This window comes from Azospirillum sp. B506 (assembly GCF_000333595.1).
GTDB lineage: Bacteria > Pseudomonadota > Alphaproteobacteria > Azospirillales > Azospirillaceae > Azospirillum.
This window is the reverse complement of record NZ_BADK01001046.1, coordinates 1-8,963: the sequence shown is the minus strand read 5'-3', so window position 1 is coordinate 8,963 and position 8,963 is coordinate 1. Positions and strand designations below refer to the sequence as shown.

Annotated in this window: 7 protein-coding genes and 1 pseudogene; 5 read left to right on the top strand and 3 right to left on the bottom strand. The window is 68.6% G+C overall.

Features of this window, described 5'->3' with window-relative positions; all coding sequences use genetic code 11:
* The 3 genes from I71_RS32200 to I71_RS32190 form a co-directional block, all read right to left on the bottom strand.
* A partial coding sequence (locus tag I71_RS32200; RefSeq protein WP_042703922.1) for an ATP-binding cassette domain-containing protein occupies nt 1-1,844 on the bottom strand: 1,844 nt, incomplete at its 3' end.
* Nucleotides 1,841-2,710 carry a branched-chain amino acid ABC transporter permease gene (locus I71_RS32195; RefSeq protein WP_042703920.1) on the bottom strand — a complete coding sequence of 290 codons (870 nt, stop codon included), beginning with the start codon at nt 2,708-2,710 and terminating at the stop codon, nt 1,841-1,843. The genes I71_RS32200 and I71_RS32195, both read right to left, overlap by 4 nt.
* Nucleotides 2,711-2,971: 261 nt before the next feature.
* Nucleotides 2,972-4,234, bottom strand: coding sequence for an ABC transporter substrate-binding protein (locus I71_RS32190; protein ID WP_042703918.1), 1,263 nt, complete (start codon nt 4,232-4,234; stop codon nt 2,972-2,974).
* Between the two features lie 162 nt (nt 4,235-4,396).
* On the opposite strand from I71_RS32190, the gene I71_RS32185 reads away from it, so the two are divergent.
* The 5 genes and pseudogenes from I71_RS32185 (at nt 4,397) to I71_RS32170 (ending at nt 8,919) form a co-directional block, all read left to right on the top strand.
* Nucleotides 4,397-5,485: a Gfo/Idh/MocA family protein gene (locus I71_RS32185; RefSeq protein WP_083897498.1), complete on the top strand. Its 1,089-nt coding sequence runs from the start codon at nt 4,397-4,399 to the stop codon at nt 5,483-5,485.
* Between the two features lie 84 nt (nt 5,486-5,569).
* Nucleotides 5,570-6,439: an IclR family transcriptional regulator gene (locus I71_RS32180; protein WP_042703916.1), complete on the top strand. Its 870-nt coding sequence runs from the start codon at nt 5,570-5,572 to the stop codon at nt 6,437-6,439.
* A pseudogene (locus I71_RS40770) lies at nt 6,436-7,242 on the top strand (FAD-dependent oxidoreductase); the annotation flags it as partial. The gene I71_RS32180 and the pseudogene I71_RS40770, both read left to right, overlap by 4 nt.
* 59 nt (nt 7,243-7,301) lie before the next feature.
* Nucleotides 7,302-8,267, top strand: coding sequence for an FAD-binding protein (locus tag I71_RS40765; protein WP_307189044.1), 966 nt, complete (start codon nt 7,302-7,304; stop codon nt 8,265-8,267).
* Nucleotides 8,268-8,304: 37 nt separating this feature from the next.
* Nucleotides 8,305-8,919 carry an NIPSNAP family protein gene (locus I71_RS32170; RefSeq protein ID WP_042703914.1) on the top strand — a complete coding sequence of 205 codons (615 nt, stop codon included), beginning with the start codon at nt 8,305-8,307 and terminating at the stop codon, nt 8,917-8,919.
* Nucleotides 8,920-8,963: the final 44 nt, after the last annotated feature.

Below are 8,963 nucleotides of genomic sequence, written 5' to 3'. Positions count from 1 at the left end.
GCTCTCCGAGTCAGCAGCGGGCGGCCGATGGCGGTCTCGCCGCGTGCCGGGGCGGGCAGCCGGGCGACGGCCTCCTCGTCCTTCGACTTGCCGAGATAGGCGGCGATGACGTCGGGATGGACGGCGACCTCCGCCGGCTTGCCGTCGGCGATCAGGCGGCCCTGGTGCAGCACGGTGACGCGATCGGACAGCGACAGCACGCGGTCGATGTCATGCTCGATCAGCAGCACCGCATGGCGGGTGGCGAGCTGGCGGATCAGGGCGGCCACGACCACGCGGTCGGCCTCCGCCAGACCGGCCAGCGGCTCGTCCAGCAGCAGCAGCTTGGCCTCGGTCGCCAGCGTGATGGCGATCTCCAGCAGGCGCTGCTCGCCGTGCGACAGGTTGGTGCAGGGCTCCGCCGCGCGGTCCACCAGACCGACCGCCGCCAGCAGCGACCAGCTGCGGGCGTTGATCTCGTCGATCTCGTGGGCGTCGCGCCACAGGCCGAACTTGCGCGGGCTGCGCGCCTGGACGGCGACGCGGACATTCTCGAAGACCGTCAGATTGCGGAAGACGCTGAGGATCTGGAAGGACCGGCCCATGCCCAGGCGGATGCGCTTGTGCATCGGCAGGCGGGTGACGTCGGTGCCGTCGAAGACGATGCGGCCGGCATCGCTGGGCAGGACGCCCGTCAGCATGTTGAAGAAGGTGGTCTTGCCGGCGCCGTTCGGGCCGATGAAGCTGTGAAGCTGGTGCGGCATCACCTCCAGATCGATGTTGCTGGCGGTGACCAGCGAGCCGAAGCTCTTGCTCAACCCCTTGACGGTCAGGATGGGCTTGCCGGTGCCGGTCGCCAGTTCGGCGCTGCGGTAGGGGGCGATCACGTCGGGGCGGCGCGGGATGCCGTCGCGGGTCAGGGTCCAGCGCTCCCGGCGCAGCAGCCGCTGCGCGAGGCCGTGGATGCCCTCCGGCGACAGCAGGGCGAAGGCCATCACGATGGGGGCGAAGATCAGCCACCAATGCTCGGTGATGCTGCTGAGCTTGTCCTCCAGCAGGATGAAGGCGATGGCGCCCCACAGCGGTCCCAGGAAATGATGCACGCCGCCCAGGACGGTCATCAACAGGCTGTCGCCGGCATGCTGCCAGCTCAGATTGTTGGCGTAGGCGCCTTGCAGCAGGAAGGCCAGCAGGCCGCCGGCGTAGCCGATCACCGCCGCGGACAGGACGAAGGCCGCCAGCTTCAGCCGGTAGGTGTCGTAGCCCAGGCTCGCCACCCGCTGCTCGTTGTCGCGCAGGGCCTGGAGGACGCGGCCGAACGGCGCATGGGCGAGGCGCCACAGGAACCACATGGCCGCCACGATGGTGGTCAGCGCGAAGACGTGGAAGACCTGGAAATTGCCGAACATCCCGCGCGGAACGTTCTGCAGGCCGTTCTCGCCGCCGGTGAGGTCCGTCCACTTGAAGGCGATCTCGAAGGCGATCTGCGAGCAGGCCAGCGTCAGCAGCGAGAAATACAGGCCCCGCCGTTTCAGCACGACCGCTCCCAGCGCCAGCGCCAGCACGACCGAGAACAGGACCGTGAAGCCCAGCCCGACGATCTCGTTGTCGGTGAAATGCAATGCCGCGAGTGCGGCGGCGTAGCTGGCGGTGCCGAAGAAGACCGACGCGCCGAACGGCACCAGGCCGGTGTAGCCCAGCAGCAGGTTCACGCCCGCGCCATACAGCACATAGATGGCGATCTGCGTGACGCGGGACAGCGGCGTGCCGGTCAGCTGCACGGCGACCGACAGCCCGGCCAGCACGAGGACGAGCAGAAGAAGCGGATTGCGGAAGGACTTTTTAAGAGGGGAGATGCGGCTCATTCGAAGCGCTCCCAGCGTTCGCCGAACAGGCCGCGCGGCCGGACCAGCAGGATGGCGGCCATCAGCACATACATCGCGGCGGCGGATGCCTCAGGCATGAATTGGATGGTCAGGGCGGTGACGACGCCGACCAGCAGGCCGGCGACGATGGCCCCGAGGTAGGAGCCGAGCCCGCCGATGGTGACGATGACGAAGGCCGGCATGATGGCGCCGGCCGCCATCGACGGGGTGACGGTCCACAAGGGAGCGGCCAGCACCCCGGCGATGCCGGCCAGCAGGCAGCCCAGCCCGAAGACCCCGGTCAGAACCCGCGGCAGGTTGATGCCCAGCATGCCGACCATCTCCGCGTCGCGGCTGCCGGCGCGCAGGATGCGGCCGAAGGGCGTGTAGTTCAGGAAGGCCCACAGCCCAGCCAGCAGCGCCATCGTCGTCACCAGCACGGCCAGACGGTACCTGGTGATCAGCAGCGGGCCGTATTCGACGATGCCGGCCAGGAAGGGCGGCGGGCTGAAGGGATGGCCGCCGGCACCCCAGGCGAGCCGGATCAGCGCCTCGATCAGCAGGCCCAGCGCGAAAGTCAGGATCAGACCGATCAGCGGCTCCTTCCCGTAGAGCCGGCGGATCAGCAGAACCTCCACCGCCATGCCGATCAGGCCGACGAGGATCGGGGCGAAGACAACGGCGGGCCAGCCGAAGGTCTCGTAGAGCGTCAGGGCGAAATAGGCGCCCAGTGCGAAGAAGGCACCGTGGGCGAAGTTCACGACGCCCAGAAGACCGAAGATGATCGAGAGTCCGACCGCTATGAGCACATAGAGGAAGCCGAGAACCAGACCATTCACGATCTGAGGGATGAGGGTGTCGATCATGTGTGCGTCCTTGAATGCGGCCCGGTCGGCTTCCCCTTCCACCGTCGATGGGGGAGGGAGGGGGCACGCGGATCATGGGGCGGGGAAGGGGTGGATTTTCCCGGACTCCACCCCTTCCCCGGCCAGCGATCCGCCTTCGCCCCTGCCTCTTCCATCGGGGATGGGCGAGGGGACCGTCTCAGGGCCGGTGTGCGGCACGCGAATGGTGAAGGGACCGCTCCCCTCGTCCCTTTTGAAAGGGGGGAGCGGCGGGAAGCGGCCTTACAGCGCTTCCATCTTGCAGCCCACCTCGTCCCTCGTCCCGAACTGCGGTTCGAGGTCGGCGGCGCGCTCCGGCGTGACCTTCAGCACGTCGAGCCAGTCCCACTTGTCGGTGATCTTGTCCTTCACCTTCAGGACCAGCGAGCGGCGGAGCATCTGGTGGTCCCACTCGCGGTAATAGGCGGGGATGGCGCCGTCCTCGAAGCGGGCCGTCTCCAGGCCCCGGACGATGGCCGCGGCGTCGGTCGCCTTGCCCTGCTCGATGCCGAGCAGCAGGCTGCGCATGGAGAACCAGCCGAGCCAGGCCTTGTCGGCCGGCGGCTTCTTGTACTTGGCCTGGTAGGCGTCGATGAACGACTTGTCGGCGGCGGTGTTGGTCGGGTCGCTGAAGTGCCAGGGCTTGCCGTAGATGCCGGTGGCGGCGTCCTGGCCGATGGACCACAGGTCGGAATCGCCGATGATCGGGCAGGCCACCGGGATCTTGCCCTTCAGGCCCATGTCGGCGAACTGCTTCAGGAAGGCCGACAGGTCGCCGCCCGGCAGGCCGGCGACGATCACGTCCGGCTTGGCCTGACGGATCTTCAGCAGGAAGGAGCTGAAGTCGGCGGTGCCCAGCGGCGTCTTGTCGGAGCCGACCTCGGTTCCACCGGCTTCCTCAAGCTGTTTCTTCATCTCCGTGTAGACGTCCTGGCCATAGGCGTAGGACGCGCAGATGAAATACCATTTCTTGCCGAGCGAGGCGAGATACGGCCCCATGGCGCGGCTGGCGACCGACGTCGTGGTCAGGACGCGGAAGGTGTAGGGGTTGCACTCCTTGCCGGTGATCTCGCGGGCGGCGGCGTTCGGCGTGATGAAGGGGATCTTCACGCGCCTGGCGACGGCGCTCATGGCCAGGGCGGTCCCGCTGTTGGTGCCGCCGAGCGCCGCGATGACCTTTTCCTCTTCCGCCAGCTTCTGAAGATTCTGCTGGGCCGCCTGGGGGCTCGGCTCGTCGTACCACACCAGTTGCACGGGACGGCCGAGCACCTGGCCCTTGGCCTGCTCCAACGCGATGTTGGCACCGTTCACCAGCAGTTCGCCCTGTTCGGTCCAGGTTCCCTGCTTGGCGAAGACCAGACCGATCTTCGCCGGCACCTCGCCCCGCGCCGACAGGATGAAGGGGCTGCCGACGGACAGTGCCGCGCCGCCGGCAACGGCACGCCCGGCGGTCGTCAGCAGGCCGCGGCGGCTGATGGCCAGGGGGGAAATCTCTTTGTCTTTCATGTGCGTCTCCTCCGACGTCTTCACGGCGCTTGCCCGCGCCGTCCTCTTGGTGGGCATGTTATAGCTTGATTTTGGAATTCAGTTCCAGTACCGATTTATAAAACTGGAACGGCTTCCCACTTTTGTGAGGTTTCGCCGGAACGGAAGGGAGCAGGAAACGCCATGACGGCCGGCAACACGAAGATGGATGCCCGTCTCGCGGTGATCGGTGCGGGAGCCATCGGGCGCCTGCACATCGATGTTCTTTTGAAGGGAGACGCGACGAGCATCGGCCGGCTGGTCGCCATCGCCGACCCGGCCGAAGCGGCGCGCGTCTTTGCCGCCGAGCGCGGGATTCCCTGGTTCGCCGACCATCTCGCCATGCTTGACGAGGTCTGCCCGGACGGCGCCGTCATCGCGACGCCGAACGCCGCCCACGCGCCGGTCGCGCTGGCCTGCATGGCGCGCGGCGTGGCCGTGCTGGTGGAAAAGCCGATTGCCGAGACGGTGGAGGCCGCGCGCGCCATCGCCGAGGCGTCGCGCCGGACCGGCGTTCCGGTCCTGGTCGGGCACCACCGCCGCCACAACCCGGTCATCCGCGCCGCGAAGGCCGCCATCGCCGATGGGCTGATCGGCATGCCGACCATCGCCACGGTCGCCGCGACCTTCCTGAAACCCGACAGCTACTTCACCGTGGATTGGCGCCGGCAGACGGGCGAGGGCGGGCCGATCCTCATCAACCTGATCCACGAGATCGACCTGCTGCGTTTCCTGCTGGGCGAGATCGACGGCCTGCAGGCCATGCGCTCCAACGCTGTGCGGGGCTTCGCGGTGGAGGATACCGCCGCCGTGCTGCTGCGCCTGCGCAACGGCGCCCTGGCGACGCTGTCCCTGTCCGACGCGACAGCCTCCCCGCGCAATTGGGACTTGGCCTCGGGCGAGATCCCGAGCCTGGCCCGCCACCCGGTGGAGACGCATTTCCTGTCGGGCACCGGCGGCTCCCTGGCTCTGCCGAGCCTGGAATACTGGAGCTACGCCGGGGAGCGCGGCTGGCACGTTCCGATGACCCGAGGCCGGCTGAGCGGCGAAGCCGCCAATCCTTACGTCAACCAACTCCGCCACTTCGTCCGCGTCATCCGCGGTGAGGAGGAGCCGATCGTCGGCGCCGACGATGCAACCCGCACGCTGACCGCGACCCTGGCTGTCCACCAGGCCGCGGATGGAGGCCCGGTGGTCTTCGCCGAGGACGGATTCAGCGTCCGCCGGTTGTGATGAAGGCCCGGATTGAGTTTGAGACACGCTGGCGTACAGTCGCCGCTGATTCGGCCTCAATCTTCAGATGATGGGAAAAGAACGATGGCGCCCTCTTCCGACGAAACCGCGACGCGCGAACGCACCGGCATCCTCGACCGCGTGCTGGCGATGATCGAGCTGCTGGCCGTCCACACGGAGGGTCTGCCCCTGCACGAGGTGGCGGCCCGGCTCGACATTCCCCGCAGCGCGACGCACCGCCTGCTGAACGACCTGATCGGGCACGGCTATGTCCGCCAGGACGGGGAGCGCGGGGGCTACATGCTGACGGCGAAGCTGGTATCGCTCAGCTTTACCTACCTGGCGGGCAGCGGCGTCGTCGATCTGGCACAGCCGGTGCTGGACCGTCTGGCCCGCAAGACCGGGGAACTGGTCCGCCTGGCCGTCGTGGACACCGACCGGCTGACCTGGGTCGCCAAGGCCCAGGGCGCCCTGACCGGCCTGCGCTACGACCCCGACATGGGCATGGAGGCACCGCTCCACTGCACCTCCAGCGGCTTCGCCTGGCTGTCCTGCCTCAACGACACCGAAGCGATGGCCCTGATCGAGACGCAGCGCCAGCGCCGTCCCGGCCTGTACCAGGACGTCGGGCCAAAGGGTCCGCGCACGGACGGGGAAATCCTGGAGCACCTGCACCTCGCCCGCCAGCGCGGCTATTCCATCACCATCGAGACCTTCACCGCCGGCATGGCCGCCATCTCGGCCCCGATCCGCACGCGCGAGGGGCGTCCCGTCAAGGGCACCCTCAGCGTCGCCGGGCCACATGTGCGCGTGACCGAACAGCGCCTGCACGAAATGGCGCCTGACCTTCTCGCCGCCGCCGCGGAAATCGCTGCCACCGGCCTGGGTTCACCGGCCTTCCAACGCTTCCGCCGCGACCGCGACGGAGACATCTTCATCGGCTCGGGTCCATGACGACACTCACGAAAACACCCCAGGGCGCCGCATCGCTCCCCGCGCGGGCGCCCATCGAATGCCCCATCGAACACCCCATCGAATGCCCCATCGAACACCCCATCGAATGCGATGTCCTCGTGGCGGGATCGGGGGCCGGAGGCTTATCGGTCGCCGTCACCGCCGCCCACCACGGCCTGGACGTTCTGGTGGTCGAAAAGACGCCGTTGTTGGGCGGCACCACCGCCTGGTCCGGCGGCTGGCTGTGGATCCCGCGCAACCCGCTGGCCCGGCGCGCGGGGATCGAGGAGGATGTCGAGCAGCCGCGGCTCTATCTGCGCTCCATCCTCGGCAACACTTATGACGCCGCCCGCGTGGACGCCTTTCTGGAGAACGGGCCGCGCATGGTGTCCTTCTTCGAGGAACACACCGCCGTCCGGTTCATCCCCGGCAACGCCGTCCCCGATTTTCACGGCCATGCGCCGGGAGCCGCCACCGGTGGCCGGTCCGTCTGCGGCGCGCCCTTCGATGGAAGGGAGCTGGGCGAAGCGATTCACATGCTGCGCCGACCGCCGAACGAGATGATGTTCCACGGCATGGGCATCGCGTCGGGCGCCGACCTCTGGCACTTCATCAACGCGACCCGCTCGTTGCGCTCGGCGGTCCATGTGGGCAAGCGACTGTCCCGGCATCTGCGCGACATGGTGTTCCACGGCCGCGCCATGCAGCTGGTGAACGGCGAGGCGCTGGCCGCCCGCCTGCTGAAGTCCGCCCTGGACCGCGGCGTGACAATCCGCACCGGCACCCCCGTCGTCCGCCTGATCCGTGAAGACGGCCCGAACGGCGCCGTGCGCGGTGCGGTCCTGCGCACGCCAAAGGGCGAGTGGAGGTGCGGGCGCGCGCGGCGTCTTCCTGGCGGCGGGCGGCTCCCGCACGCGCCGGAACGCGCAAAGAGCTGTTCCCCCAAGCCCCCAGGGGGCACGAGCACTGGTCCGCCGCCCCGCCGGCCAACACCGGCGACGGCCTGCGCCTGGGCGAATCCGCCGGCGGCAGCATCGACGCCAATCTGCAGGACGCCGGCGCCTGGTCCCCGGTTTCCCGTCTTCCGAACGGCGACGGCACCTTCATGAACTACCCGCACCTGATCGACCGCGGGAAGCCCGGCGTGATCGCGGTGACGGCCAGGGGCAACCGCTTCGGCAACGAGGCCGATTCCTACCACGGCTTCATGCGGCACCTGTTCGCCGCCATCGAACCGGGGGCGGAAGTCGCCGCCTGGCTGGTCTGCGACCACCGATTCCAGCGCCGTTACGGGCTGGGAGCCTCCAAGCCATTTCCGGTGTCGCTGAAGCGCTACCAGCGCTCCGGCTATCTGGTGACCGCCCCGACCATCGAAGAGCTGGCCCGGCGTTGCGGCATCGACCCGGCCGGGCTGAAGGCCACCGTCGACTTTTACAACCGCCACGCCCGCGAGGGCCGCGACCCCGCCTTCGACCGCGGCGGCACGCCCTACAACCGGGTCTCCGGCGATCCCGACCACAAGCCCAACCCCTGCGTCGCGCCCATCGAGCACGGCCCCTTCCACGCGGTGAAGATCGTGCCCGGCAGCCTGGGCACCTTCGCCGGACTGAAGACCGACGCGGCGGCGCGGGTGCTGGGCAACGACAACCGGCCGATCCCCGGCCTCTATGCGACCGGCAACGACATGTCCAGCGTCATGGGCGGTCATTACCCGAGCGGCGGCATCACGCTCGGCCCCGCGATGACCTTCGGTTATCTCGCGGCCCTGGACATGGTGGCCAGGGGGGGGGCGGCCGAAATGGATGACATCGGGGCGGCGGCCGACTGACGGGGCCTCCGCCACAACCCAACACACAGAGGATCACATGAAACGTTATGAATTGGCGACGCTGTCCACCACGATGGGGGCGGCGGCGAAGGTGGGCGCTCGCCTGCGGGACTTCTGCACGGCGCCCGAGGCGCGGGGACGGCTGCTCGGCTGCTGGAACTCCGACATCGGCGACCTGAACCGCATCACCGTGCTGCGCGGCTTCGACAGTGCGGAGGATGCCGCGGCGGAGCGGATGCGGACCCTGTCCACCACCGATCCCTTCGGCTGCGGCGAGGTGCTGACCGGCCTGTCGCTGGACACGCTGCTGCCCTTCCCGGACATGCCCGCGGTCGAACCGGGCAGCTTCGGCCCGATCTACGAGATCCGCTCCTACGTCCTGAAGACCGGCGGCCTGCTGCCGACCTTCGAGGGCTGGGCGGAAGCGCTGCCGGGCCGTACCAGGCTGTCGAAGCTGCTGCTGGCGACCTACGCCGTGGACGGCCCGCCGCGCATCGTCCACATCTGGCCCTGGGCCAGCCTGGAGGAACGCTCGCGCATCCGCGCCGAGTCCGTCCGCATCGGCGTCTGGCCGCCGAAGAGCGCGGTGTGGCTGACCCCGGCCATGGACTCCACCATCGGGATTCCGCTCGACGTCTCCCCCCTGACGTAACAACCAAGAAAAATCGGAGAGGAAACGCCAATGGGCAACGATTT